Here is a 26,565-nt window from a genome sequence, read left to right as displayed (position 1 = left end):
ATCGAAAAGCCGGCAATATTGCCGGCTTTTTCTATTTTATAGCAGACTCGTTATCGACTTGGCGGCCAATAGGATAGCACTCAGGCTACAAAGAATAAGCGTCATCATGCGGGTCTTTTGTTTGTCTATGCGTCCGACGAGTCGGTTTGCCATCAGATAACCAAGCAGCACTGAGGGCAGTAGTAAGGCCGAGCAGTAAAAGTGTTGCGGGGTAAGTAGCCCTGTCAGCCCTAAGATCACCATGGCGATGGCGGAACTGAAGATAAAGAAGGCCGATAATGCAGCGCGAAACTGCTTGGCATCTTTGCCCGAGAGTAAGATAGCCAATGGCGGACCGCCTATGGCAGCTATGTTGCCGAAGATCCCCGAAATCACGCCAGCGCTAAAGAGAGAACGTCGATTGACCACCAGGCTAACCCTGAGCAGGCTCAGCACTACGGCAATTGCGACAATGATGGAGATTGTGAGTCCTAAGATAGCTTGTGGGGCGAACAAGAGTAAACCAGCGCCGATAAATCCACCTGGGATTCGACCAAGCAAGGCGTATTGCAGCCCATTAAACTCCAAGGCGCCGCGTTCACGAAATAGGGTCAATAGGGCGATAGAGAAACCCATTAAGATCACGGGCGCCGGAACCAATGAGGGCTCGATAAGATAAAGTAACGGTGAGGCTACTATCGCCATGCCAAAGCCGATAAGGCTCTGGGTAAGAGCGCCGACAAAGACGATAAGCGAGGCGAGCGCTAAGATCTGTGGATCGAGCGGAAGTGCAGGCACAGGGATAGTCCAGACTAAGTGTGAAAACTAAAGAGGGATCGCCTAGCGATCCCTCTGTCGATTAGTGTGTGGCCGTGTTATTCCATCTCTTCCCACTCAATGCCCATTTCGGTCATTAGGCGTTTTACCTCTGCTGGAATGCTGTCGGGTTTATCTTTAGACAGGTCATCATCGTGCGGCAGTGGCTGGCCAGTATAGGCATGTAAGAAAGCTTCGCAGAGTAACTCACTATTGGTGGCGTGACGTAAGTTATTGACCTGGCGCCGAGTGCGCTCATCGGTTAATACCTTAAGCACCTTTAGAGGAATAGAGACAGTGATCTTCTTTACCTGCTCATTCTTCTTACCATGTTCAGCATAGGGGCTGATATAATCGCCATTCCACTCAGTCATTGACTCACCTGTAAATTCTCAAATTCGGTGCAGATTTTAAACCCTTACAAAATACAGTCAAATTATTGCCTCTAATTTTTGGTAATTGCAAATAGATTTCTAAATGTTTGGACGTCTAAACGTCTAAAGTTGTTGACGCTACCCGTTGGCTTAGGTACATTTAGACGTCCAGACATCTCTTTTGCCAGAGGTCTCTGCCCAGATTCGAATTGAGGAGTTGAAGATGACAGAGCGTAAACTAGCCACCGCCGCCGTAAGACAAGGCATAGAGTCAGACACTCAGCATGGTGCCGTGGTGCCGCCTATCTATCTGTCGACAAATTACTCGTTTGAAGGGCATCAACAGCCGCGGGCATTCGATTATAGTCGTTCGGGCAATCCTACTCGCTCAATCTTGGGCGATGCAATTGCCGAGTTGGAAAAAGGGGCTACTGGTGTGATCACCTGCACCGGCATGGCAGCCATCACTCTTGTGACCAGCCTGCTAGGGCCTGAGGATCTCTTGGTGGTCCCCCATGATTGTTATGGCGGCAGCTATCGACTCTTTACCAACCTCGCGAAGAAGGGTGCCTTTAAGTTAGCCGTAGTGGATCAAACCGATGATGTCGCGTTACGCCAAGCGCTATCACAAGCGCCTAAGATGGTGTGGCTTGAGACACCTTCTAACCCGCTGCTGAGGGTGGTCGATATTGAAGCCATTGCACAGGCGAGCCATCAGGTTGGGGCGCAGGTTGTAGTGGATAACACCTTCTTGTCTCCCATCTTGCAGCAACCTTTGTTGCTCGGCGCCGACATAGTGGTGCACTCGACCACCAAATATATTAACGGCCACAGCGATGTTGTCGGCGGGGCCGTGGTGGCCAAAGACCCTGAGGTCGGCGAGTTACTGCACTGGTGGTCTAATACTTTGGGGCTGACCGGTTCGGCTTTTGACAGCTACCTGACCCTGAGGGGATTAAGAACTCTCTCGGTGCGTATTCGTGAACATCAGGCCAACGCCCAGAAGGTTTTGGCCCTGCTGTGTGACCACAAGGCGGTAGAAAAAGTGTATTATCCGGGCCTTGTCGAGCATCCTGGCCATGAAATTGCGGCTAGACAGCAGAAGGGCTTCGGCGCAATGCTCAGTTTTGAGTTAAAAGGCGGTGAATCGGCACTCGTTGCCTTTTTAGATGCGTTACAATACTTCTCGGTAGCCGAGAGTCTGGGGGGCGTGGAGAGTCTGGTGGCAGTACCTGCGACTATGACCCACAGAGCGATGGACCCAGAGGCGCGTCGCGAAGCGGGTGTTAAAGATACCCTGATCCGCTTGTCAGTAGGGATTGAAGATGGCGAGGATCTGGTGGCAGGTATACTCGCCGGTTTAGAAGCGGCTATCGCGGTAAGTAGTTAAAGGGTTTGAGGAGCATAAAATGACACGATGTCATTTGCATAAATTTGGTGGTTCTAGTTTAGCGGATGCAGATTGTTACCGCCGCGTCGCTCACATTTTACTGACTCATGGCCACAGCGATGATTTGATCGTGGTGTCGGCTGCGGGTAAGAGTACCAATTTTTTATACCGCTTGCTGGAGCTGTGTGACTCAAATCAGCTATGGCAAGAGGAGTTACAGGTGCTGGTGAGTTACCAGCAAAACCTGATTGAACAGTTGCTCTCCAATGAGCAGGCCCGTAGCCTCAGAGAGCGCCTGTCGACCGACAAGTCGCAGCTGAGTAGCCTGCTGTCGCTGGATGAACTGAACGACTATCAACGTAACCAGGTAGTAAGTTTCGGCGAGCGTTGGTCTTCGCGTCTGCTGGCGGCGCTGCTGAGAGAATCTGGCGTGGCCGCATCGGATGTCGATGCCCGTACCCTGCTGGTAGCCGATGAAGGCGCCGTGCCGCAGATCCGCATAGACGAGTCGAGACAAAGAGTGCAGGCACTGCTTGAGGCTCATCCTCAAGAGCGTCTGGTGATCACCGGCTTTATCTGCGCCAATGAACAGGGTGATACCCTGCTGCTTGGTCGCAATGGCTCAGATTTTAGTGCCACCCTGTTGGCCAGTCTGGCAGATATCGAGCGAGTCACCATCTGGACCGACGTCGAAGGGGTGTTTAACGCTGACCCCAACCGAATTAATGATGCCAAGTTGCTTAAGAGCATGTCGCTGACCGAGGCGAATCGCCTGGCGCATCTGGGCTCCCCTGTGCTGCACAATCGTACCCTGCAGCCTCTGTTTGATACCGAGGTTAGCCTGGCGGTGCGCTCAAGTTATGCCCCCCATACCGACTTCACCCTGATCGCGCCAAAGAGCTCGTCGGCCAGTGCCCCTGTGGTGACCAGTCTGGCGAGCGTTAGCCTATTCAGCTTGACCATAGATGTCGAGTTGCCGCAGTTGCTGGCTTGCTTTGCCCGGGCAGGGCTGACGCCACTGGCCTATTGGTCATTGGCTCATGGTCGCGCCGAGCTGGCCTTTACCCATGAGAATCAGAAGCAAGCCCAGGCGATTTTTGAAGCCAATACTGACGAGCTGGGTATCGATGAGTTGCAGCTTAGAGACGATCTTGGCCTGGTGGCCTTAGTGAGTGCCGATGCCAGCCTCTATCGTCGCGGCTTTTCCCGCCTGCTGAGCCGAGAGGCGCATCCTCTGTGTAACGATGGTTTGAGTCTGGTGACCTTAGTGCCTAAGGCCCAGGTGAATCTGTTAACTCAGAAGGTGCACAGACGCTGCGCCGGTCCACGTAAGCGCATCGGCGTCCTGCTGCTGGGCATAGGCAACATAGGTGAAGCCTGGATCGATCTCTTTAAGCGTGCTCGCCCTGTGCTTAATAAGGAGCTGGAGGTCAGCGTCGAGTTAGTGGGACTACTGAGTTCCAAGAAGGCGCTGCTCAGTGAGACAGATATCGACCTTAACACCTGGCAAAAGGCCTTTGAAGAGCGAGGTACAGCCTGGCAATACACTCATCTGTTTGAGCAGCTTCAGGCACTGGACTGCGATGAGTTGATCGCTTTGGATATCAGCGCCAGCGCCGATCTCACCCTGCAATATCCTGAGTTCTTTGCCCGCGGTATTCATATCGTCAGCGCCAACAAGCTGGCGGGTTCTGGCCCGCTGGCTTTCTATCAGGAGCTGAAACAGCAGCTGGGCAACCGCCGTCTGTTCTGGCGCTATAACGCTAGCTGTGGCGCGGGTTTGCCTGTGCAACATGCACTCAACGATCTGCATAACAGTGGCGACAGTATCGAGGCCGTTGGCGGGATCTTCTCGGGAACCCTGTGCTGGCTGTTTGAGCACTATGATGCCACTAAGCCTTTTTCGCAGTTGTTGTTGGAAGCCAAGGGGCTGGGCATTACCGAGCCGGACCCACGCGATGATCTTTCTGGGCGGGACATGCAGCGTAAGTTGTTGATTTTGGCCCGTGAGATAGGCTATGACATAGAGCTTGATGATATTGAGCTTGAGTCATTAGTGCCGGCGTCTCTGGCTGAGATCCCACTGGATGACTTCCTTTCACGTATGGCGGAACTCGATGGCGAGATGTTGCAGCAGTATCAGGCGGCCGCCGAGCAGAACAAGGTGCTCAGGTATGTCGCTTCGCTGGACAGCCAACAAGGGCAGCTTAAGGCTAAGGTGGGAATTGAGTGGGTCGATAGAAGTCATCCCTATGCCAACCTGACACCGGGTGATAATGTCTTTGTGATCCGCAGTGATTTTTATCAGGATAACCCGCTGATCATCCGTGGTCCGGGGGCCGGGCGCGAGGTGACGGCGGCTGCGGTGCAGTCAGATCTGGCGCAGATGTGCCGGGATCTTCTACAAGAGTAATCTAAAGGGTCGATGCGTGCATCGGCCTTTTTTATACCTTTTTATCTCCTTCTTTTTATCTCTCTTTCAGTGGGTTTCGCCGGATGAATCGGTGAGATCGGCCTGCCTGTGTCAGCCGTTTCGCTTTCGGACTATCTTATAAACAGATTGTTTTGCAATGAGTCAATTTTTAGGCTTGACATCACTCTGAGTTTCTCTAGTATATGGACATATAGACGTCCAAACGTCTAAAAATATTTTTGCTCTAGGTCTGAGGGAATTAAGATGGCTTTTCACCACGCACAACACGCCAATTCGTTAAACCAAAGCTTGTCTGAGCTCAATGGTGACATCAATGTGTCCTTTGAGTTTTTCCCGCCGGCCACACCTGAGATGGAAACTATCTTATGGAACTCTATCAGACGATTAGAGCCGCTTAATCCTAAGTTTGTATCCGTGACTTACGGTGCTAATTCTGGCGTTCGTGATCGTACCCATGGGGTGATTGAGCGTATTCAAAAAGAGACAGACTTGGTGGCGGCGCCCCATCTGACCCTAGTCGATGCCAGCGACGAAGAGTTGGTGGAGCTGGCGAAACACTACTGGAACTCGGGTATACGCGATATCGTCGCCCTGCGTGGTGATCTCCCTGCGGGAAGCCCTAAGCCAACTCGTTTTGCCAATGACTTGGTGCGCTTGCTGAAATCTGTGGCCGATTTCGATATCTCTGTGGCGGCCTATCCAGAAGTTCATCCCGATGCCCCTAACGCCCAGGCGGACCTGATTAACCTTAAGAAAAAGATTGATGCCGGGGCCAACCGCGCCATCACCCAGTTCTTCTTCGATGTCGAATCTTATCTACGTTTTCGTGATCGCTGCGTGGCGGCCGGCATAGATGTAGAGATAGTGCCTGGCATTTTGCCTGTGACCAATTTTACTCAGCTGAAACGCTTTGCTGGCATGACCAATGTGTCTATCCCAAGATGGCTGCACAAGCAGTTTGAGGGGTTAGATGATGATCCATCGACCCGCCAGATGGTCGGCGCTAACGTGGCCATCGATATGGTCAAGGTGTTGTCCCGCGAAGGGGTGAAGGATTTTCATTTCTATACCCTAAACCGCGCCGAATTGACCTATGCCATCTGCCATACCTTAGGTGTCAGACCGGGTAAATAATCCATTTGTCATCACCTCCGGCCCCGCTTTTATCAGCGGGGCTTTTTTATACCTATTGCCAGTATGCGTAGTGGGGTTTTACTCCTATGATTAACCACAGCTAATAAGGAGGTTGATATGTACAAAATGCTTATCGGAGTGACTGTTCTTTTTTTGAGTAACCAGGCGATAGCCGCCAATGAGATGCCGCCTGCAGCGGCGCTGTGTGGTAGTTGCCACGGCCCTACGGGGATGGGGATTGAGCCTATTGCGCCGCGAATTGCAGGCTTATCGTCAGACTATATTGCTAAGCAGATCCACTTGTTTCAGCAAGGTGACAGGCAAAACCCGACCATGACGCCTATGGCGATGACGGTGCAGGGAGATGCCATTGGCCAGGTCGCCGATTATTTCGCGGCGCAGCCTGTGCCCGCACCGACAATAGTCACGCGTGGCAGTCAGCTCACCTTTGATTCGGTTGCCGAAACCTTGGTGTATCAGGGGGACTGGCAGCGTACTTTACCTGCTTGTGTCACTTGTCATGGCCCCTCGGGGATAGGTGGTGGTCAGTTTCCTCGTCTGGCGGGCCAGCAAGCCAGTTATCTTAAGAGCCAGCTGGAGGCCTGGCAGTCAGGCACGCGCAAGGGGGATGTTGATGGCATGATGAGTCATATCGCCAATAAGCTGAGTAAAGATGAGATAGCGGCACTTGCCGACTATTTTGCCAAGATGAAATAAAGGAGGCGGTAATGAACAGGAATCTATTGAGTCAGACACTAAGCGGCTTACTCTTAATCGCCCTTGGCAATAGTGTGCAGGCAGGGGAGTTGCCAGATAAGCAGGCTGAATTGAAGTTGGCGGCGCCAAGCCCTGACGCTGAGTACCTCAAGATGCGTGCGCTCTCGACCATTCCCCAGGGCACATTCGGTGACAAGGTGCGGCTCGGGTATCAGCTGTTTGTGAATACGCAGCAGCTGCGCGGTAAGTATGTGGGCAATGAGCTTAATTGCGTTAACTGTCATATGGATGCCGGCCGTAAGGCTAATGCTTCACCTTTGTGGGCCGCCTATCTGGCCTATCCGGCCTATCGTAAGAAAAACGATAAGGTAAACAGTTATCAGGAGCGGATCCAGGGCTGTTTTACCTATTCGATGAATGGCAAGGCGCCCGAGTCTGGCAGTGAGCCATTGGTGGCGCTGTCGGCTTATTCTTACTGGTTGGCCATGAGTGGTCTGATGGACAAATATGGCGTAGCGGGGGCTGTGCCTGAGCTGAGTGATGAAGAATTGCTTAAAGGGGGTAAGCGGGAGGACTTTGTTTTACCAGAGGCGATTGCCAAGGCGACTAGCCTGGATGAGCGCGCTAAATTGCCGGGCCGCGGATTTCCCGCCATTCCCAAGCCAGAGCAGGCCTATTCTCCAGCACGCGGGGAACAGGTGTATCGAGCCCATTGTCAATCTTGCCATGGTGAAAACGGCGAAGGTGTTGCCATGGCAGGGGTTTATAGCCTGCCGCCTTTATGGGGACCAAACAGCTTTAACTGGGGGGCGGGTATGCACAGGGTGAATACCGCGGCCAACTTCATCTATGAGAACATGCCTCTAGGTAAGAGCATTCAGCTCAGTCATCAGGATGCCTGGGATGTCGCAGCTTTTGTGGTCTCCCATGAGCGACCACAAGATCCACGCCTGAAAGAGGGTAAAGTGGCCGACCTTGCCGAGCGTTACCACAAACATCAGGGTTACTATGGTCAGTCGGTAGCAGAGGGAGCCGTGCTGGGCACTCAATCCTATCCCATCAACCCGGCGAAGCAATAAGCCCTAAACTTGTTCTACCCAAGACTGAGTGTTACCGTTGATGGCTAACACTCAGTTTTTTAATGTATGAATATAAAAGCCAGTATCTGCCCCCTGTGTCAGCAGCCTAATGCTTGTGCCATGGCGGCTAAGCGTCAGATAGAGACCTGTTGGTGTCAGCAGCAGGTCTTTGTGCCTAAACACCAGTTGGCACTGGATAACTTGGCACCTGAGCGTTGTATCTGCCAAGTTTGCGCTGAGGCCTTGAAACAAGAGGCTTTGCTAGGTGTCAGGCGTGTCGATAAGTAAAAAAGTATGATTTAAGGACAAACATCAATGAAAAAAATAGCAATAACCCTGTTGGGAGTTTTGATGCTACCAGGATGTGGCAATTTAAACCTAAGTGCCAATATTGCCCCTTCACCAGAGGAAGCTTTGAAGACTTATAAGGTCGAGGTGTACAGTGTGGAGGAGATTCATCGTTATAAGGCGGATTCCTTAGGCAAGGTTTCAACCTCCTTTTGCAGGATGCGGTCGAGCCAGCCAAGACCAACAGAATCTTTGTTAGTGGGTAATTTAAAGCATAAGGCGCAAAAGCTAGGGGCCAATGGCATAGTGGTCATGGAATGTGTCGACCATAAATTGAACAACGATTGTTCCGAGTATTTGCGTTGCGATGCGCTGGCGTACAGGGTCGATTTCGACAGGCTTTAAAAAGAAAAAGAGGCGAAATTGCCTCTTTTTTATCCTCTAACGAGCGCTCGGGGGGGCTTATTTAATTGAGTCTAAAGGCAAGCGTTTCTTTTCCCCAGTCAGATAACATTACATCTCTTATACGCTCGCCGTCCCCTTCGGAGCTACAAGCCCACATCTCGGCACAAGTTCGGCCGGCGATTTTGGAACCAGTACCCGATTCGGTATCGGGGCGAGTGGTGTTGAGACGGGCGATCTCATCATCGAAATAGCGATGATAGTCGGGGGCCGTAACAGTAATGGTTTCCATCTCACCAACAGGGGCATTACTGCCTGGTTTAGCGTTTTTATCGGCTTCGACCAAGGCGTATAACTTTGGAAGTGCTAGGTTTTTTTCCTGCTCTGAGTTTTTGAGCTTTTTGGCAAGGTTTTTGGCAGAAACATTGTTTAGTTCGTAGGCTTTAGATAGCCACTTGTCTGCTTCGGCAAGATCTTGTTTGACGAGATTATCATTGAGATAAATCTTACCCAGTATCAGGGCGCTCGGTGAAAAATCGACTTTCAGGCTACGTTCCAATAAAGATATAGCCTTATCGACATCCTGATAGTCGGTATCTTGAAGATACATGACTGCAGCCTTGTATTGCGCCGTGGTATTGCCAAATTTAGCCGCACGTCGGAACCATTTGAGTGCCTTTTTAGGGTTTTTCTTTGTGCCGTGACCCGCATAATAGAGTTCACCTAAGGTTGCCATGGCATCTGAGTGACCCCGCTTGGTTAAAATGGTGTAGGCCTTGAAGTATTCCTTACACTCGGCTGAATCACATTCAGACAAGCCTGAAGCATAACTGCTGGAGCTGATCGCCCACAGGGTTAAGCCTATAGAGAGCGATTTGATTATCCTTTTCATTTTAAACATCCTATTTAGGTGGTTGGTTGAGTACAACCCCTTAAGTCGTTAGTGACCTAAAGTACGACATGTTGAAGTGTTAAGTTATCTGAAAATAAGTGCTGCGGCTCCCCAGTCAGACAGGAGGAAGTCGCGAATACGATCGCCATCTCCTTCACTGCTACAGGCCCACATCTCGGCGCAGGTACGTCCGGCAATATTTGAGCCTGTGCCCTTCTCTGTATCGGGTTGGCTATGGTTAAGACGAAGAATTTCGTCATCGAAATATTGCGTATAATCCGGTGCCGTCACCGTAATGGTTTCCATTTCACCGACGGGCGCATTGCTGCCGGGTTTGTCGGCGCTTTTGGCGTCGATCAGGCTATAGAGCTTGGGTAGTGCTACTGTTTTGCCAAGCTCAGAGCCTTTTAGTTGTTTGGCAAATTTTTGAGCCTCCTGATTATTAAGTTCATAGGCCTTTGACAGCCAGTGATCGGCTTCGGCGAGATCCTGTATGACGAGCTCATTACCAAGATAGATTTTGCCTAATACGAAGGCGCTGGGTGAGAAATCGACCTTAGTACTGCGCTTCAGCAGGCTGATACCTTTGTCGATATCTTGATAGTCGGTTTGCTGCAGGTACATGATCCCTGCTTTATATTGAGCCGTGGTATTGCCAAACTTGGCGGCGCGTCTAAACCATTTGAGTGCTTTCTCAGGATTTTTTTCTGTGCCATAGCCTGAATAATAGAGCTCGCCAAGAGTCGCCATCGCATCCGAGTGACCTCGTTTGGTTAAAATGGTGTAGGCTTTGAAATATTCCTGACATTCTGCCGTGTCACATTCAGGCAGCCCGGCTGCGTAGCTGTATGAGGTTACTGCCCATAGGCTGAGTCCGAGCGAGAGTGCTTTGAGTGTGTTCTTCATCATTTAGTCCCTTTCTTAGAGCCGATCATGTTCAACTCTTCTAGCTATACATGGCTATAAGTACGACGTGTTGATATAAAAATTATCTAATGTTTGAAGCTAATGCGATATTTCCCCAGTCTGACAGCAAGGTATCTCGAATGCGTTCATTGTCTCCTTCGCTGCTACAGGCCCAAATATCTGTACAAGTGCGCCCGGCGATGCTGGAGCCCGTGCCTTTCGCTGTGTCAGGGCGACTACGGTTAAGCTGTGCGATCTCCTCATCGAAGTAAGCGGCAAAGTCAGGCGCTTCGACGAGAATCACTTCCATCTCTTCCATGGCGTTTTTACTGTCTGGCGCTATTGGCTTTTCTGCATCGACAAGAGCAAAGGCTTTAGGCAGCTTGAGTGAGCGAGTGTCGGGTGATTCTCTAAGTGCCTTGGTGAATTTCATGGCCTCTAAATTATTGAGTTTATAGGCTAGAGCGAGCCATCTGTCGGCCTCTTCGAGATCCGGTTCGGTTAAGGTATTTTGTAGATATATCTTGCCAAGGGCCAGTGCGCTTGGGGAAAAAGCAGCCTTAGCACTGCGCTTTAATAAATTGATCCCCTTATCGATATCTTGATGTGCCGAGGTTTGTAGATACATGATCCCCGCTTTGTATTGCGCCGTGGTGTGGCCAAATTTGGCAGCACGCCTAAACCATTTAAAGGCTTTATCTTTATCTTGCTCTGTACCGTAGCCTGAATAGTAGAGTTCACCAAGGGTCGCCATGGCACTCGAATGGCCACGCTTGGTTAAGATGGTATAAGCGTTAAAGTAATCTTCACATTCCGCCGTATTACAGGCGGACAACTGGGATGCATTACTGGTAGAGGTTATTGCGACCAGAGCAGCAGCTAACAAAAGCTGATTCACGATCCGCTGCATGCCAAACTCCTTTTGTAAAATGTTAATCACTATTACTATCAGTAACTAACGGATAGTGCCATAGTACTTAAGTGCTAATGTAGAAGCGTGATTCAAGGTGAGTTTTACGGTTAGTATCAGTGGGTCTCTGGGTCTGTTATAAGCCGATGATGCTTAATGTTGGTAGTATGGCCCGGTTGGGACGGCGACTATCTTTCTGATTAACCGGATATAAATTAAGGGAGAAGCGGGCGATGGATAAGATGGATGCAGTGGTCGTTGGCGCTGGGGTAGTAGGGCTTGCGGTGGCTGCCAGGCTAAGCCAGCGTTTTAAGCGGGTGCTGCTCGTCGATCGCGCCGACACCATAGGTACAGGGATCAGCAGCCGCAACAGTGAGGTGATCCATGCGGGGATCTATTATCCCACTGGAAGCCTGAAGGCGAGACTGTGTGTGCAGGGAAAACATGACCTCTATGCCTATTGTGCCCGACGTAGCATCGCGGTTAACCCCCTCGGCAAGGTGATAGTCGCCAGCCATAAGGGGCAGGAGGCTAAGCTTGATGCCTTGCTCGAGCAAGGTCGGGCCAATGGGGTGGAAGATCTCGAGTCCCTGAGTCGTCGGCAATTGGCGGAGCTGGAGCCTGCGCTTAAGGCGGCGGGCGGGCTATTTTCTCCCTCAACCGGCATCATAGACAGCCACGGCTATATGTATAGCCTATTGGCTGAAGCCGAGGCAAACGGGGTGATTTTTGCTGCACATACTGAGTTTATGGGGGCGAGCGCCCACAACAATGGCTTTAGCATAGAGCTGGTAAATGATGGATTAGCGCTGCAGATAGATACCCATTATTTGATTAATAGCGCCGGGCTTTATGCCTGTGAGCTGGCCAGTAAGATAGAGGGGTTGGGTAGTGCGTTTATTCCTACCTTGCATTGGTGCAAGGGGCACTATTTTTCCTATCAAGGGAAGAGTCCTTTTCGTCATCTTATTTATCCCGTGCCTGAGCCCGGTCTTAAAGGTCTGGGGATTCATGCAACCTTAGACTTGGCGGGTCAACTCAAATTTGGTCCTGATACCCTTTACTTGCCGCCAAGCAGCGGTGAAGATTATGCGGTGCCAGAGAGCTTGAAGGCGACATTTTACCGCGCTATCTCAGCCTATTTTCCTCAGATTGAGCTTGATAGATTGCAAGCTGACTATGCGGGTATCCGGCCTAAGTTACAGGGCCAGAATGATAGCCAGGTATCTGATTTTGTTATTCAAGGTGAGGCCGAACATGGCCTGGCGGGATTGGTTAACCTGATAGGGATAGAATCGCCGGGGCTCACCGCGAGCCTGGCCATTGCCGATCAGGTCTCTAAGAAGTTACCTAGCCTTTGAGGCAACAAAAAAGGAGCCCTTAGGCTCCTTTTCTTTAAACGTCTAACGCTTAAGCGTTATCTTTACCGCCTTTGCGGTGAGATTTACGCTCGCCGACAGGCTTACGACGACGTGCTGGACGGCTGTCATCTGACGCACCCGCAAGTTCAGTTCCCGCTTCGCGAATATTGAGTGGCTTACCACATACGCGCACCTTCTTGAGGTGTTGCAGTATATCTTTTGGCATGCCATCAGGCAGATCGATAGAGGTCATCTGATCGAATAGCTGGATCTGGCCAATGTAGCGGCTGTCGATGTTGGCTTCGTTGGCTACGGCGCCCACAATGTTACCCACACCCACGCCGTGGTCACGGCCGACATCTATGACGTAACGGCACATTTTGACATCTGGATGATCTTTAAGCGTGTCAGCCTTACCCAGATTGGTTGGCGTTGGACGCGATTCACGACGGCCACGAGGGCTACGTTCGCCGCGCTCACCACGTTCACTGCGATCACGTGAGTTACGCTCATCACGACTATCGCGCTGGCGTTCCTGGATCGGTGGCAGTTGCAGTGGACGCTCTTTTTGCACCATGTTAAGCAGGGCGGCAGCCAAAGCTTCGGTATCCACTTCCAGCTGCTGGCAAAGCTGTGCAACGGCGCCATGCATAAAGTCTAATGACTCATTGTTGATGGTGTTTGATACCTGCTCACCTAAGCGAGACAAACGACGCTCGGTAACGGTTTCTGGGCTAGGTACATTCATTGGCGAAATACGACTCTTGGTCGCACGCTCAATGGTACGCAGCATACGCATCTCTCTGTGGGTAACGAACAGAATCGCCATACCGGTACGACCCGCGCGGCCAGTACGACCAATACGGTGTACATAGGCTTCGGTATCGTATGGGATGTCGTAGTTGATCACGTGACCGATACGCTCAACGTCCAGACCTCGGGCGGCAACATCGGTAGCGATCAAGATATCTAGCTTGCCGCGTTTGAGCTGGTCTACTACGCGTTCACGGGCCTGCTGGTTCATATCACCATGCAGCGGCGACGAGGCATAGCCACGGGCTTCAAGCTTTTCAGCCAATTCGACACAGCTGTTACGGGTACGCACGAAGATGATGATACCTTCAGTGTTTTCCACTTCCAGTACGCGTACCAAGGCTTCGAGTTTGTTGTGTTGTGACACCTGAACAAAACGCTGCTCAATTGACTCAACCGTGGTGTGGCTGGCGGCGATGCTGATGTGTACCGGCGTTTGCAAATACTTGTTGGCAACGCGCTTGATCTGCTCTGGCATGGTTGCAGAGAACAGCGCTAGCTGGCGTTGCTTGGGCGTATGCTCCAGGATCCACTCGATATCGTCGATAAAGCCCATCTTGAGCATCTCATCGGCTTCATCGAGCACCATAGCTTTTAACGTTTCAAGCTTCAGGGTGCCACGACGCATATGGTCCATGACGCGGCCTGGCGTGCCGACTACGATCTGTGGACCACGACGCAGCGCATTAAGCTGCTGGTGCATGCTTTGACCACCATAGATAGGCAGTACATGCAGGCCTTTCATAAATTTGGAGTAGCTACCAAATGCTTCGGCGACCTGAACGGCTAGCTCACGTGTTGGCGCGAGTACTAAGATCTGTGGAGTATTGGCATTGGCGTCGATAGCATTTAATAGGGGAAGTGCAAAGGCACCTGTTTTACCTGTACCGGTTTGTGCCTGGCCTAAAATATCTTTACCCTCCATGAGGGGATCGATACTAGCTGCTTGAATTGGCGTAGGTTTTTCGTAACCTAGCTCGTCAAGAGCACGCAACAAAGGCTCGGACAGGCCGAGTTCGCGGAAAGTTTTTTCACTGGATGACATGGGTTGTAGCCTTGTGGTGTAACTAAGTGCAGAGACTGCACCAAAAGATTTTAAAGACAGAAAATCAACCCCGTGTCGACTTCCCGCACCGAAAACGAATCAGTAAGCCGATTATTATACCAGTAAGTGAGATATCTTTCCACCACTTGGCATAATTTTAGCAGTAAAGCAGGAGTACGGTTAATTTAAACAGATATTTAACAATGAGTTACATTTTTCAGAAATACAAAATTCCCTGTGTTTTATATTAGTTATTTAAAAGATAACTATCAATTATTAACAGTTTGTAGGCAGTTTCCGTAACAGCGGCTAGAAAATTAACATCTATCTTGGATATGTCATCGCCAGGTTGGTGGTAATCCTTATGGGGTGGGACCCCGAAGTAGAGCCAGGGAATGCCTGCTTTATGAAAAGGATAATGATCTGAAGCTCTTAACCAGTCGATACGCTGAATGGTTTTGCCCGCTTCGGGGGGATGATTGGCGCGAATACAGAGGTTGACAGTTTGTTCCAACTCAGTCTTCAAGGTGTCGAATTGGCTAAATCCGCGACGCCCCTCGAGATAGATGCGGGCGTTACGTGCCGGTCGGCCTATCATATCCAGGTTGATCACCAATTCGATCTGTTCTGGCACGAGCTGAGTGTCTGGCGCCATCAAACCGTCGACAAACGCCTTGGAACCATACAGTCCAGGTTCTTCAGCATCTGTGGCAATAAACAGTAGGTTGGCTTCTCTTGGTTGACTGGCTATGTGGGCGGCTATTTCCAGCAAGGCGGCGACACCAGATGCGTTGTCGTCGGCGCCGCCATAGAGTTTGGAGCCCTGTTTGCCTAAGTGATCATAATGGGCCACCACGACTCGCCAGCGGTCACTGGGCGCGGTGGCGGGTAGCATGCCGATCACATTGGTGCCGATGCGAGTACTGAATTGATACTTGTATTCGAAATCGTGTGAAAATTTGCCCTGCCAAGGGGTGAGTCCTGCGCCCTGCATCGCCTCTATAATGTACTCTCGGGCGAGGGCGGCGCCTTCTGTGCCTGTCTTGCGTCCCATGTAGACCGGCGAACTCAGCGTGGCGACCCGCTCATATAGCATTTGTTGATTGGCCCAGGTGAGACGATACTCTTCGCTGCAGGTGGGCTGGGTATTGGCACAGCCCATTAGGCTCGTTGTGACTATGCACACAAGCAGCAAGCGGATCAGCTGACGAGCAGGGTCTGTGGCAAGAGGGGTTGTCAATTCAGTGATACCCTTTGGATGAAAACTCCTAACCTACCGAGGTTTGCTCAATAAAGGAAACAAAAAAGCCAGCCCGGTGAGGCTGGCTTTTGAAGGGTTGAGTTAGGATTAACCCTTTAGCAGCGGCTTAAGGAAGCGGGCCGTGTGTGAACTTTTATGCTCTGCCACCTGCTCCGGCGTGCCGCTGACCAGTATGGTGCCGCCGCCCGAGCCGCCTTCTGGGCCAAGGTCGATGATCCAGTCGGCGGTCTTGATCACATCCAGGTTATGCTCGATGACGACGATAGTATTGCCGTGGGCCTTGAGGCGGTGCAGCACATCGAGCAGCAGCTGGATATCGGCAAAATGCAAACCTGTGGTGGGCTCATCGAGGATATAGAGTGTCTTGCCGGTATCGCGCTTAGACAGCTCCTTGGCGAGCTTGACCCGCTGGGCCTCGCCGCCTGAGAGGGTAGTGGCGCTCTGCCCAAGGCCAATATAGGAGAGACCTACTTCCATCAGCGTCTGCAGCTTACGGGCGATGGCTGGCACGGCGTCGAAAAATTCGCGCGCCTCCTCGACCGTCATCTCAAGCACCTCATGAATGTTCTTACCTTTGTAGCGTACCTCTAAGGTCTCGCGGTTATAGCGCTTGCTCTTACAGGCGTCACAGGGCACATACACATCCGGCAAGAAGTGCATCTCGACTTTGATCAGGCCGTCGCCCTGACAGGCCTCGCAGCGACCGCCCTTGACGTTGAAGGAGAAACGTCCCGGCTTGTAACCACGGGTTCTCGCCTCCTGGGTGGCGGCAAATAGCTCACGGATTGGGGTAAAAATTCCCGTATAGGTGGCCGGATTAGAGCGCGGCGTGCGACCGATAGGGCTCTGATCGATATCCACCACCTTGTCGCAGTGCTCCATACCAGTGACTTTCTGATAGGGCGCGGGTTCATCTACCGTGGCACCGTTCAGCTGGCGATGGGCAATTTTATAGAAGGTATCGTTGATTAGGGTCGATTTGCCCGAGCCCGATACCCCGGTGACACAGGTAAACAGACCTACGGGGATAGTGAGATCGACGTTTTTTAGGTTGTTGCCCGAAGCGCCAAATAGCTCTATGACCTTGCTAGCATCGTACTGGGCGCGCTTTTCGCTGATCTGGATCTGCTTCTTACCCGAGATATATTGGCCGGTGATCGATTCGTCACAGGCAATGATCTCTTTTAGCGGACCGTCGCAGATCACCTGACCACCGTGCACCCCAGCGCCCGGACCGATATCGATAATATGATCCGCCATACGAATGGCATCTTCGTCATGCTCGACCACGATCACCGTATTGCCGAGATCCCTAAGGTGGATCAAGGTATTGAGCAGGCGTTCGTTGTCTCGTTGGTGTAAGCCGATAGATGGTTCATCCAGCACATACATGACGCCGACTAAGCCTGCGCCGATTTGACTGGCGAGACGAATACGTTGGGCTTCACCGCCAGACAGAGTATCGGCGGAGCGCGACAGACTGAGGTAGTTGAGGCCGACGTTCACCAGGAAACCGAGGCGATCGCGCACCTCTTTGAGGATCTTCTCGGCGATCTGGGCTCTTTGCCCGCTTAGGGTCAGTTGTTCGAAGTACTCCATCGCCTCACCGATAGACCACTCGGTGAGTCTCGGTAGGTTGAGGTCTTCAATAAACACATGACGGGCTTCTTCCCGCAGGCGCGAGCCGCCACAGCTCTGACAGGCCTGGGTATTGATATATTTGGCCAGCTCTTCGCGTACCGAGTTGGATTCGGTTTCGCGGTAGCGTCTGTCCATGTTGTTCAGGATCCCTTCGAAGGGGTGGTTGCGCACCACCACGTCGCCGCGATCATTGATGTATTTGAAGGCGATGCTCTCCTTACCTGAACCATGCAAGACGATATTGCGTATCTTGGCGCTCAACTTCTCGAAAGGGGCTTCGACATCAAATTTATAGTGCTCAGCCAAAGAGGTAAGCATCTGGAAATAGTAGAAGTTACGTCTGTCCCAGCCGCGAATGGCGCCGCCAGCCAGCGACAGTTCGGTGTTAGTGATCACCCTGTCGGCATCGAAAAACTGCTGCACCCCTAAACCGTCACAGGTAGGGCAGGCGCCGGCCGGGTTGTTAAAGGAGAAGATGCGCGGCTCAAGCTCGGCCATAGAGTAACCACAGTGGGTACAGGCAAAATTAGCCGAAAAGAGCAATTCTTCTGTGTCACCATCCATAGAGGCGACAGTGGCAATACCGCCTGAGAGTTCCAGCGCGGTTTCGAACGATTCTGCCAGGCGCTGCTGTAGATCATCGCGCACTTTAAAACGATCCACCACCACTTCGATGGTGTGTTTCACATGCAGTTCAAGCGTTGGAGGATCGGACAGATCGCAGACTTCACCGTCGATACGGGCGCGAATAAAACCTTGGGCGGCTAGGCTATCGAGCAGCTTAACGTGCTCACCCTTGCGATCATTGATCACCGGCGCCAGCAGCATCTGCCGGCTACCTTCTGGCAGTGCCAATACCTTGTCCACCATCTGGCTAACGGTCTGTGCCGCCAGCGGCTGGTTATGAGTCGGACATCTGGGTTCGCCGACACGGGCAAACAATAAACGCAGGTAGTCGTAGATCTCTGTGATGGTTCCTACGGTAGAGCGCGGGTTATGTGAGGTCGACTTCTGTTCGATGGAGATCGCCGGGCTCAGACCTTCGATATGGTCTACATCGGGTTTTTCCATCAGGCTTAGGAATTGGCGCGCATAAGCCGATAAGGATTCGACATAACGACGCTGCCCCTCGGCGTAGAGGGTATCGAATGCGAGTGAGGATTTTCCTGAACCCGACAGGCCAGTGATCACGATTAGCTTATCTCTGGGGATCGTCAGGTTGATGTTTTTGAGATTGTGGGTGCGGGCGCCACGTACTTCAATCTTGTCCATCTGTCTCTCTGGTTGTGCCGAAAAAGAGACTGATTATCGCATAAAAATTGAGTTAGGTCATAGAAAAGCCAAGCTTGTGATCTAGCGATAGGCGAATGGTAATAGTGCATTTTGGTCGCAGCTTTTACTTTTCTTTTTGAGCTATTTCCATGCTTCATGATAAACTGCGCGACTTATTTATGAATACAGATCAGGGTGAACAATGGCCAATAATGGACTGTCTAAGACTGAGAAAAGAGTCGCGTTTTCACTAGCCAGTGTATTTGGGCTGCGCATGATGGGCTTGTTTATGATCATGCCTGTCTTTGCGTTATACGGACAACACCTTGAAGGCTTTTCTCCCTTATGGGTAGGCGTTGCCATCGGGGCATATGGATTAACTCAGGCCATATTACAGATCCCAATGGGGATCTTATCGGATAAGTATGGCCGTAAACCTATCATTCTGATTGGTTTGGCAGTGTTTGCGCTGGGCAGCTTGTTGGCCGCATCGGCCGATTCCATTTATGGTGTCGTTGCTGGTCGTGCACTGCAGGGAATGGGGGCGATTGCGGCGGCTGTGTTGGCGCTGGCCGCCGATCTGACCCGGGATGAGCAACGTACCAAGGTGATGGCTATCATAGGGATGTGCATAGGTTTCTCCTTTGCCTTATCTTTGCTGGTTGGCCCTATTGTGGCTGAGCATTTAGGTCTTTCAGGCTTGTTTGCCATGACCGCAGGCCTTGCCCTGCTGGGTATGGTGATAGTGCAGCTGCTAGTGCCGACGCCTATAAGTCAGGCCCCTAAAGGCGACACGGTCGCGGCGCCGGCTAAGCTCAAGGCGATGCTTACCGATCCTCAACTGTTTCGTTTGGATGCGGGGATCTTCATTCTCCACCTGGTATTAACCGCAGTGTTTGTTGCTTTGCCGCTGGATCTTGTCGATGCCGGTCTGGTGAAAGAGAAGCACTGGATGCTTTATTTCCCTGCCTTTGTGGGCGCTTTCTTCCTGATGGTGCCGCTGATCATCATAGGGGTGAAAAAGAAAAACACTAAGGCGACTTTTCAAGTTGCGCTGATGATCATGATTGCGGCCTTAGCTGCCATGGCAATGTTTGCCGATAGTCTGATGGTGTTGAGTGTGGCCGTGGTGCTCTTCTTTACCGGTTTTAACTATCTTGAGGCCTCCTTACCTAGCCTGATCGCCAAATTCTGCCCTGTGGGCGACAAGGGATCGGCCATGGGGGTCTATTCCACCAGTCAGTTCCTCGGTGCTTTCTGTGGTGGTTTGCTCGGCGGTGGGGCTTACCAGTTACTGGGGGCGGCGGGCGTCTTTGCCGTGGCGCTTGGATTGATGTGTATCTGGTTACTGCTAACGCTGGGAATGCAAAACCCTGTGTTGTTAAAGAGCTATACCCTTGAAGCTGTGGTGGAAGGTAAAGATCAGGCTCGCGCGATGGCGACTGAACTATCGCAATTGCCAGGGGTGGCCGAGGCCATTGTGGTACTTGAGGAGAAGGTCGCTTATTTGAAAGTTGATGAGCATTTCGATTTGAGACAGGCGCGAGCTGTGTTAGGCTCTTCCAATTAACACTTTATCGGCCGCAGGTCGCTCGTTTAAAGTGTACTTAATTTAGATTTGTAAGATTATCGCAGGAGATTTCAATGGCCAGTCGTGGTGTCAATAAGGTAATTTTGGTCGGTAACTTAGGGAAAGATCCCGAGGTTCGTTACATGCCAAACGGCAACGCCGTAGCCAACTTTACAGTGGCGACCAGTGAGTCTTGGAAAGACCAACAAGGTCAGATGCAAGAACGTACAGAGTGGCACAACATTGTAATGTACCGTCGTCTTGCTGAGATCGCCGGTGAGTACCTGAAGAAGGGCTCAAAAGTTTATCTTGAAGGCAAGCTGCAGACCAGCAAGTGGCAAGATCAGCAGACAGGCCAAGATCGCTATAAGACAGAGATCAATGTCAACGAGATGCAGATGCTTGATAGCCGTGCTCAAGGTCAAGGCGGTCAAGGTGGTCAGCAAGGTTATGGTGCACCGCAGCAGAACCAGTATGCGCCTCAGCAATCGGCTCCAGCGCCACGTCCACAACCACAATCACAACCACAGCCACAGTCATCGGGCGCAGCGCCTCAGGGTGGATATGGTGCGCCGCAGCAAGCGGCACCACAGCAAGGTTATGGCGCACCAGCGGCACCAGCCTACGCTCCTAAGCCACAGGCGGCGCCGCAACAGGCACCGCAGCAACGTCCTGCGCCGCAACCACAGCAAAATTTCACGCCGGATCTGGATGATGGCTGGGACGACGATATCCCGTTTTAGGATGAGGTCGACAATCGTTTCGTTAAAACCCTGCCTTGGCAGGGTTTTTCTTTTTAGCGCCCGAATCTCTGTGGTTATGCAGGGATGGTATACTCGCGCTGGAGTGTTCATTTGCCGCCATGCGGTGTAAAATGCGCGCCCAGCCCCTAGAAGGGCACTGCTAAACTTGGGTTATCCTTATTTATGTCATCTGCCACTATGCCAACTGCCATTAATCGTACTTTCTCCATTGCGCCCATGCTCGATTGGACTGACAGACACTATCGCTATTTCGCGCGTCTCATGTCTTCTGAGTTGTTGCTGTATACCGAGATGGTGACGACCGGCGCAATCATTCATGGCAAAGGTGACTATCTCGCCTATAACCAGGAAGAGCACCCGCTTGCTTTGCAGCTAGGAGGCTCAAATCCTGCAGATCTGGCCAAGTGTGCCAAACTGGCGGCCGAGCGCGGCTATGATGAGGTTAACCTTAATGTGGGCTGTCCATCGGATCGCGTGCAGAATGGCCGTTTTGGTGCCTGCTTGATGGCTGAGCCTGAGCTGGTAGCCGAGTGCGTGGCGGCGATGAATCAGGTGGTGGATATTCCGGTAACAGTGAAGACTCGCATTGGTATCGACGACCAAGATAGCTACGAATTTCTGACTGAGTTTGTCGATAAGGTGAGCGCGGCCGGTTGTGACACTTTTATTATTCATGCCCGTAAGGCTTGGCTGCAGGGGCTCAGTCCCAAGGAGAACCGCGAGATCCCTGAGCTCGACTATGACAGAGTCTATCGCCTCAAGCGGGATTACCCTCAGCTGAGCATCTCCATCAATGGTGGCGTTAAGACATTGGCTGAGTGCGGCGAGCATTTGACCCAGCTAGATGGCGTCATGGTAGGGCGTGAAGCGTACCAGAACCCATATATGTTAGCGCAGGTGGATCAGCAGTTGTGTGGCTCGGATAAGCCTGTGTTGAGCAGAGATGCCGTTTTGGAGAATATGATTCCTTATATAGAGAAACATCTGCTGTCCGGCGGACGACTAAATCATATCACTCGCCATATCACAGGTTTGTATCAAGGCGAGGCGGGGTCTCGGGCCTGGCGTCGTTATTTGAGTGAAAACGCTCATAAGCCTGGCGCAGGTATCGAGGTCGTGCATCAAGCGCGTGCCAGCATGGATGCTAAATAGGCGGATATAAAAAAGCTTATTTAGTATGGGTTTAACCCATATCTCATGGAAGAAGCCACTGCAGTGTTAGTGGCTTTTTTTGTTTATTATTTAAACTAACCACCAAAAATAGTGAAAATTACCAGCGGGTAGTGAAACTCACTATTTGTTGATTTTCGCTTTTCTTGAAAAATCCTTCACCGAATCATTATTTTTATATAAACGATTATTTATCATATTGTTACACCTAAATGCCAAAGTTGGCACACCCTTTGTATTGTCTAAGATGTCATAAACGAAATGGAAAGGAAGACATCATGAACAAGCTAACTAAAGTATCGCTAATCGCCTCTCTACTAGTAGGTGCTAGCTTCTCTGCTTCGGCAGACGACTTTATCCCAACAGATATTACCGCCAAGCTGGAGCGTCATTTAGCCACTCAAATGCAAGAGATGATGGCCACCGCTCAGCAGGAACTTAGCCTATCACTGCAGGCGCAGTTGTCAGAATCACTGTTTGATACCAACGTCAAGTTGGCCGAAACAACGACAAGAACTGAAGAAGCGCCAATGACGAGTGCAATGGTTAAGGAATAACTCTGGTTAAGGAATAACTATGACTTATCTGTTTGAGTTAGCAGCACTATTACTGCTCCCTGTATTGAGCTTCGCGCTCTGCGCTACCTTAGTCTGTACGTTGAAATTGCATAAGGTGTTATAGCGGAAGCTCAAGACTTTTTTGATGTAAGGACAAGCGTTATGAATATCGATGATCTGGTTAGAAGACTGAAAAATCCCCGCAGCATAGTGTGTGGTGTCGCGGCGATGACGGCGGATAAATTTGCCTGGTCTTGTCTGTGGACTCGAGTTGTTTGGGCGGTTGCAGCCTTTATGAATCCCGCCTTAGTGTTATTGGTTTATTTTGTATTGGCGCTGGTGCTGCCCAAGTGGAAACCCGGTTATTAGTACCTAGGGAATGATAGTGTGAAAGGACGTACAGTATTATATAAAGCACTGGATATCTTCTTGGTCTTGGGAGTCATTACCTTTGTCGCGGCGACCATTCTGATACTGGGCCATTACGTTGAAGTCAGCTGGTTTTATATCACTCTCGAAGCGCCCCAATGGATAGATATTGGTTTGTGGAGTAGTGCCTTGGTCAGCGCACTGTTACTGATTTTACTTTTATGGCTGACACTGGCATTTAGTTTTATCGCCCTGGTTTCTTCATTCTGCGTATTGAGCGCCATCGCCATGATGTTTGCGGGTTTTTCCCTATTTTGGCCACTACTTTTGTTATTGTTGGCCGCATGGGGAGTCGGGTTGGCCAGTCGAGTCGACTAGCCAAGTTGAGTCATTATTTGCTGAGAAAGGCCTTAAACTTCGCCTTAGCCTCGTCGCTCTGTAATCTTAGGGCAAACTCTTCTAACTCCTTTAGCATCTGCTCTCTGATAAGCGCCTTATCGCCTCGGAGCAATTGACGACTGATCTTGAGTGCCTGAGGAGGTTTCTGTGCCAGCTTGATGCTTTGCGCCAAGGCGTAATTCATGAGTTCATCGCTTGGCACTGTTTGATTGATAAGCCCCATGGCTTGGGCGATTTGAGCGTCGAAAGGTTCACCTAGCAGCAAGAGTTCATTGGCTTTGGTCTGGCCAACAAGGCGGGGCAGTAATAGGCTGGCTCCTGCCTCTGGCACTAGGGCTAGATTGATGAAGGGCAGCTGAAACTTAGCCGTGTTGTCGGCATACACAAGATCGCAATGCAATAGTAAAGTTGTGCCAATCCCAACTGCTGGGCCAGCCACTGCTGCGACTAAAGGTTTAGTGAGATCAAGTAGGGTAAACAGGAACTTGAAGGTGGGGTGATTCGGTCCTAAGTCACTATTTTTTAAAAAGTCAGCAACATCATTACCAGAGGTAAAGCAATCACCTTCACCTTTAAGCAGAAAGGCGTTAATTCCGTTGTCGGACTCCCCTTGGATAAGGTATTCTGTGAGCCGAGTGTACATCTCAAGGTTCAACGCGTTGCGTTTGTCGGGGCGATTGATCGTGATGATGCGAACGCCCTGCTCATCTTGAAATTGAATAGTACTCATTGGTCAATAATCCTTATAGGCAAATGGGGTTAAAAAGGAGTTTAAGGCATTGAAACAGATTTTCAAACAAGCGTTTAATTTCGTCTTGCTATCATGCACTTCATTTTCCGTATTAGCAAACGTCATGTTTGTGGATGGCTATGTCAGAGCCATGCCGCCGAGCGTGCCTAACACTGCTGCCTATTTCACCCTGATGAATCATGGGCCAGATCTTGATCTGGTTGGCGTCGAGACCGACGTGGCGGGGGAAGCGCAATTACATACCCTGATCGAAGAAGATGGCGTGATCAAGATGCGTCAATTGCCTAAGTTTACCCTGGCGAGTCACAGCAACCTTGAGTTGAAACCCTCGGGGAATCATGTGATGTTGTTAGGACTAAAACAACCGCTGACCGAAGGACAGGAAGTGGTGTTAAGGCTAAAGTTTAGTGATGGCAGCGAGCAGCAAGTGACGCTTCCAGTTAGCAAGCAAGCGGCAGCGACACAAGATGATGGTGAGCACCATCATCACCATTAATGGAGTAATCATATGCAGGTAACATGGAAACGGGTCAGTCTAGCGGTGGCCATATTGTTTTTTATTGGCTACATCATCAGCGTTTGGTGGAGCATTGAGCCCGATGGTATAGAACCTCATCAGCTCAATAATGAGTCAGGCCATAAGATTGTCGGTTATGCGACAACGACGTCTTTGATTTTGACCATGGAAACACTCCTGGATAAAAATGGCGGTTGGCTGTCGAATGATGTCATGCCACCCTCGTTGTTTATGGATAATATGCCCGCTTTCGAGTTTGGTGCCATCGAGCAGGCGAGGGACTTGGCGCTGATCATGCGCAAAGAGTTTAGTCGCTCACAGTCGCAGTCTACCGCCGATAAAGATCTACTGGCGGCTCATTCCAAGCTGAATATCGAACACACGAGTTGGCTGGTGCCTAGCGCCGAAGGCGAGTACCGTGACGCCATTAAGCTGCTGAAGCTCTACCGTGCCCGCATTGCTGATACCAATAATCCAGATGCCCAATTTTATGCTCGTGCCGATAATTTAAATGAATGGTTGAAAGAGGTGCAGAAGCGTTTGGGCAGTATGTCTCAGCGTTTGTCTGCCAGTGTCGGACAGGAGCGTATTAATACCGATCTGGCTGGCGAGACTGAAGCCAGTCAATCGACTCCTAACCTTGCGAGCCAACAGATTAAAACCAGTTGGTGGAAGATAGATGATGTCTTCTACGAGACTCGTGGTGCTACCTGGGCACTGCTTAATTTTATGAAGGCGATTGAGGTCGACTTTGCCGATGTACTGAAGAAGAAAAATGCTGAGGTCAGCTTACAGCAGATCATTCGTGAACTGGAAGAGACTCAGCAGTCTGTGTGGAGCCCAATTGTCTTAAATGGATCTGGGTTCGGCATAGTGGCCAACCATTCTCTCGTGATGGCCAATTATATTTCCCGCGCAAATGCCGCGGTGATTGACTTAACTAACTTATTGACTCAAGGCTAAATAGATGAAAAAAACACTAGTTGCATGTGCACTGCTAGGGTCTATAGCAGCGACGTCCGCACACGCGGCCACAGTTGTTGGTTTTAAAGTGGGTGGTGATTATTGGGAAGCCGATGCAGAGGGCACCTTTGCGCAAAAAGGAGTAGCCCAACAAGAGTTTGATTACAGCTCTTCATCTCAAGGCAGTGTATGGGTTGCTATCGAGCACCCAATTCCATTAGTGCCAAACTTTAAGATCCGCGAAAACCGTTTGGATGCCGATGGTAAAGCAACACTCGGTGGCGACTGGGCTTTTGGTGGTAACGTGTTTAACGACGACGTGACTACGGCGAGTAACCTGAGCAATACCGATTTTGTACTTTATTGGGAGCTGCTAGATAACGATATCGTCGCTTTGGATCTTGGTGCCGCCTATAAGAAGATGCATGGCTCTTTTCGTGTTCATCAGGTCTCGCCATCTGGCGTAGTGGGTGCCTACTCACAGAAAGATCTCGATGATGGTGTCGTGATGGCCTATGCCAACGCCGAAGTGGGGATTCCTGGCATAGGTTTGTATGTTTTTGCCGATGTGATGCAGGGCGTAGATGAAAGTAGCGTCTATGACTATCAGCTGGGCCTAGGCTGGGCGTTTGATGGTACGGCATTGGATACTAAGATCCGTTTCGGTTACCGTGACTTTAACTTTGACGTGAATGACTTCGATGGTGTGACCGCTAATATGCAGTTCAAAGGCTATTTTGCCGGACTTGAACTGGTTTTCTAACGTCTTGTTTCAAGCATAAAAAAAACCG

General features: G+C 50.8%; 26 protein-coding genes. 17 read left to right on the top strand and 9 right to left on the bottom strand.

Annotated elements, in window-relative coordinates; all coding sequences use genetic code 11:
* Positions 1-36: 36 nt before the first annotated feature.
* Both NY07_RS07860 and metJ read right to left on the bottom strand, forming a co-directional pair.
* On the bottom strand, positions 37-777 hold the full coding sequence (locus NY07_RS07860) for a sulfite exporter TauE/SafE family protein (protein ID WP_033538802.1): 741 nt from the start codon (positions 775-777) through the stop codon (positions 37-39).
* 77 nt (positions 778-854) lie between these two features.
* Entirely contained in the window at positions 855-1,169 is a 315-nt protein-coding gene (gene metJ, locus NY07_RS07855) for a met regulon transcriptional regulator MetJ (RefSeq protein WP_033538801.1), read from the bottom strand.
* 223 nt (positions 1,170-1,392) lie between these two features.
* Here metJ and metB point away from each other — a divergent pair, with 223 nt between their 5' ends.
* The 7 genes from metB to NY07_RS07820 all read left to right on the top strand — a co-directional run bounded on the left by metB (position 1,393) and on the right by NY07_RS07820 (position 8,616).
* Positions 1,393-2,559, top strand: a complete 1,167-nt coding sequence (metB, locus tag NY07_RS07850; RefSeq protein ID WP_033538800.1) for a cystathionine gamma-synthase — start codon at positions 1,393-1,395, stop codon at positions 2,557-2,559.
* A 19-nt stretch (positions 2,560-2,578) separates the two neighbouring features.
* On the top strand, positions 2,579-4,972 hold the full coding sequence (locus NY07_RS07845) for a bifunctional aspartate kinase/homoserine dehydrogenase II (RefSeq protein WP_033538799.1): 2,394 nt from the start codon (positions 2,579-2,581) through the stop codon (positions 4,970-4,972).
* A gap of 264 nt (positions 4,973-5,236) precedes the next feature.
* Complete coding sequence (gene metF, locus NY07_RS07840) at positions 5,237-6,127, top strand: methylenetetrahydrofolate reductase (RefSeq protein WP_033538798.1); 891 nt, start codon at positions 5,237-5,239, stop codon at positions 6,125-6,127.
* 126 nt (positions 6,128-6,253) lie between these two features.
* Entirely contained in the window at positions 6,254-6,844 is a 591-nt protein-coding gene (locus tag NY07_RS07835) for a c-type cytochrome (protein ID WP_235363908.1), read from the top strand.
* A gap of 11 nt (positions 6,845-6,855) precedes the next feature.
* Positions 6,856-7,923 carry a c-type cytochrome gene (locus NY07_RS07830; RefSeq protein ID WP_052125554.1) on the top strand — a complete coding sequence of 356 codons (1,068 nt, stop codon included), beginning with the start codon at positions 6,856-6,858 and terminating at the stop codon, positions 7,921-7,923.
* 66 nt (positions 7,924-7,989) lie between these two features.
* Positions 7,990-8,211 carry a cysteine-rich CWC family protein gene (locus tag NY07_RS07825; protein ID WP_033538796.1) on the top strand — a complete coding sequence of 74 codons (222 nt, stop codon included), beginning with the start codon at positions 7,990-7,992 and terminating at the stop codon, positions 8,209-8,211.
* A 27-nt stretch (positions 8,212-8,238) separates the two neighbouring features.
* Complete coding sequence (locus NY07_RS07820) at positions 8,239-8,616, top strand: hypothetical protein (RefSeq protein ID WP_033538795.1); 378 nt, start codon at positions 8,239-8,241, stop codon at positions 8,614-8,616.
* Positions 8,617-8,677: 61 nt separating this feature from the next.
* Here the strand turns inward: NY07_RS07820 and NY07_RS07815 are convergent, their stop codons facing one another.
* From NY07_RS07815 to NY07_RS07805, 3 genes are all read right to left on the bottom strand, one after another.
* Positions 8,678-9,505: a tetratricopeptide repeat protein gene (locus NY07_RS07815; protein WP_033538794.1), complete on the bottom strand. Its 828-nt coding sequence runs from the start codon at positions 9,503-9,505 to the stop codon at positions 8,678-8,680.
* Positions 9,506-9,589: 84 nt separating this feature from the next.
* Positions 9,590-10,414, bottom strand: a complete 825-nt coding sequence (locus NY07_RS07810) for a tetratricopeptide repeat protein (RefSeq protein ID WP_081953793.1) — start codon at positions 10,412-10,414, stop codon at positions 9,590-9,592.
* 79 nt (positions 10,415-10,493) lie between these two features.
* Positions 10,494-11,321 (bottom strand): tetratricopeptide repeat protein, encoded by an 828-nt coding sequence (locus tag NY07_RS07805; RefSeq protein WP_033538793.1) that lies wholly within the window; start codon positions 11,319-11,321, stop codon positions 10,494-10,496.
* Positions 11,322-11,554: 233 nt separating this feature from the next.
* On the opposite strand from NY07_RS07805, the gene NY07_RS07800 reads away from it, so the two are divergent.
* Positions 11,555-12,682, top strand: coding sequence for an NAD(P)/FAD-dependent oxidoreductase (locus NY07_RS07800; protein ID WP_033538792.1), 1,128 nt, complete (start codon positions 11,555-11,557; stop codon positions 12,680-12,682).
* 49 nt (positions 12,683-12,731) lie between these two features.
* On the opposite strand, the gene NY07_RS07795 is transcribed toward NY07_RS07800, so the two are convergent.
* The 3 genes from NY07_RS07795 to uvrA form a co-directional block, all read right to left on the bottom strand.
* Positions 12,732-14,540, bottom strand: coding sequence for a DEAD/DEAH box helicase (locus tag NY07_RS07795; RefSeq protein ID WP_033538791.1), 1,809 nt, complete (start codon positions 14,538-14,540; stop codon positions 12,732-12,734).
* Positions 14,541-14,787: 247 nt separating this feature from the next.
* Positions 14,788-15,780: a M20/M25/M40 family metallo-hydrolase gene (locus NY07_RS07790; protein WP_235363906.1), complete on the bottom strand. Its 993-nt coding sequence runs from the start codon at positions 15,778-15,780 to the stop codon at positions 14,788-14,790.
* 108 nt (positions 15,781-15,888) lie between these two features.
* Positions 15,889-18,714 (bottom strand): excinuclease ABC subunit UvrA, encoded by a 2,826-nt coding sequence (gene uvrA, locus NY07_RS07785; protein WP_033538790.1) that lies wholly within the window; start codon positions 18,712-18,714, stop codon positions 15,889-15,891.
* A gap of 202 nt (positions 18,715-18,916) precedes the next feature.
* On the opposite strand from uvrA, the gene NY07_RS07780 reads away from it, so the two are divergent.
* The 6 genes from NY07_RS07780 (at position 18,917) to NY07_RS07755 (ending at position 23,522) form a co-directional block, all read left to right on the top strand.
* Entirely contained in the window at positions 18,917-20,284 is a 1,368-nt protein-coding gene (locus NY07_RS07780; protein ID WP_033538789.1) for an MFS transporter, read from the top strand.
* A gap of 74 nt (positions 20,285-20,358) precedes the next feature.
* Positions 20,359-21,027 (top strand): single-stranded DNA-binding protein, encoded by a 669-nt coding sequence (locus tag NY07_RS07775; RefSeq protein WP_033538788.1) that lies wholly within the window; start codon positions 20,359-20,361, stop codon positions 21,025-21,027.
* A 183-nt stretch (positions 21,028-21,210) separates the two neighbouring features.
* Entirely contained in the window at positions 21,211-22,200 is a 990-nt protein-coding gene (dusA, locus tag NY07_RS07770) for a tRNA dihydrouridine(20/20a) synthase DusA (protein ID WP_033538787.1), read from the top strand.
* A gap of 296 nt (positions 22,201-22,496) precedes the next feature.
* The gene (locus tag NY07_RS07765; RefSeq protein ID WP_033538786.1) at positions 22,497-22,775 is read left to right on the top strand and encodes a hypothetical protein; all 279 of its coding nucleotides are present in this window, start codon (positions 22,497-22,499) and stop codon (positions 22,773-22,775) included.
* Between the two features lie 162 nt (positions 22,776-22,937).
* The gene (locus NY07_RS07760; RefSeq protein WP_033538785.1) at positions 22,938-23,144 is read left to right on the top strand and encodes a PspC domain-containing protein; all 207 of its coding nucleotides are present in this window, start codon (positions 22,938-22,940) and stop codon (positions 23,142-23,144) included.
* An 18-nt stretch (positions 23,145-23,162) separates the two neighbouring features.
* Complete coding sequence (locus tag NY07_RS07755; RefSeq protein ID WP_033538784.1) at positions 23,163-23,522, top strand: hypothetical protein; 360 nt, start codon at positions 23,163-23,165, stop codon at positions 23,520-23,522.
* A 13-nt stretch (positions 23,523-23,535) separates the two neighbouring features.
* Here the strand turns inward: NY07_RS07755 and NY07_RS07750 are convergent, their stop codons facing one another.
* Positions 23,536-24,273, bottom strand: coding sequence for an enoyl-CoA hydratase (locus NY07_RS07750; protein WP_033538783.1), 738 nt, complete (start codon positions 24,271-24,273; stop codon positions 23,536-23,538).
* Between the two features lie 49 nt (positions 24,274-24,322).
* Between NY07_RS07750 and NY07_RS07745 the strand changes: the two genes are divergently transcribed.
* Genes NY07_RS07745 through NY07_RS07735 form a run of 3 tightly spaced genes read left to right on the top strand, consistent with a single transcriptional unit; the run spans position 24,323 to position 26,537 of the window.
* Positions 24,323-24,790: a copper chaperone PCu(A)C gene (locus tag NY07_RS07745; RefSeq protein WP_033538782.1), complete on the top strand. Its 468-nt coding sequence runs from the start codon at positions 24,323-24,325 to the stop codon at positions 24,788-24,790.
* A gap of 12 nt (positions 24,791-24,802) precedes the next feature.
* Complete coding sequence (locus NY07_RS07740; RefSeq protein ID WP_033538781.1) at positions 24,803-25,774, top strand: DUF2333 family protein; 972 nt, start codon at positions 24,803-24,805, stop codon at positions 25,772-25,774.
* Between the two features lie 4 nt (positions 25,775-25,778).
* Positions 25,779-26,537, top strand: a complete 759-nt coding sequence (locus tag NY07_RS07735) for a TIGR04219 family outer membrane beta-barrel protein (protein WP_033538780.1) — start codon at positions 25,779-25,781, stop codon at positions 26,535-26,537.
* The last annotated feature ends 28 nt before the right edge of the window (positions 26,538-26,565 follow it).

Origin of the sequence: Shewanella sp. ECSMB14101 (genome assembly GCF_000773485.1) — a bacterium.
GTDB lineage: Bacteria > Pseudomonadota > Gammaproteobacteria > Enterobacterales > Shewanellaceae > Shewanella > Shewanella marisflavi.
This window is presented reverse-complemented; position numbering and strand designations above follow the sequence as displayed.